Here is a 480-nt window from a genome sequence, read left to right on the forward strand (position 1 = left end):
GGCGGCAGCAGCGTTGGCTGTGTCCGGGGGCAGCACCACCGCCTCCGCTTACGATGCCCCGCCGCGCACCACGCACGGTCCTTGCCAGTACACCCAGACCCCGGACGAGCCGGCGGCGCGGCCGGTTCCCCTGCCGTCCGACCCGCGACGCACCCCCAGCCACGGCACGGTCGATTTGGCTGTCCCGACCAGCCAAGGCCCGCTCCCGCTGCGTCTGGACCGGGCCAAGGCGCCGTGCACGGTCCAGAGTTTCGTGCACCTGGTGCGGCACCGGTTCTACGACCGTACGGTGTGCCATCGGCTGACGGCGTACCCGACGCTGAAGGTCCTGCAGTGTGGCGACCCGACCGGCACCGGCGAAGGAGGGCCGGGGTACAAGTACAAGGACGAGCTGCCGGTGGACCTGCCGCCGGCACCGAGCGATCCGACCGGCGTCCGTCGCCTTTACGGGCGCGGCTTGCTGGCGATGGCCAACGCCGG

Annotated in this window: 1 protein-coding gene; it reads left to right on the forward strand. The window is 72.3% G+C overall.

Annotated features, from left to right (window positions below):
- Positions 1-480 (forward strand): peptidylprolyl isomerase (locus tag IH68_RS59020; RefSeq protein WP_030950339.1); only part of this gene is annotated, 480 nt, incomplete at both ends.

Source organism: Streptomyces sp. NRRL S-646 (assembly GCF_000720765.1).
In the GTDB taxonomy this organism is placed as follows: domain Bacteria; phylum Actinomycetota; class Actinomycetes; order Streptomycetales; family Streptomycetaceae; genus Streptomyces.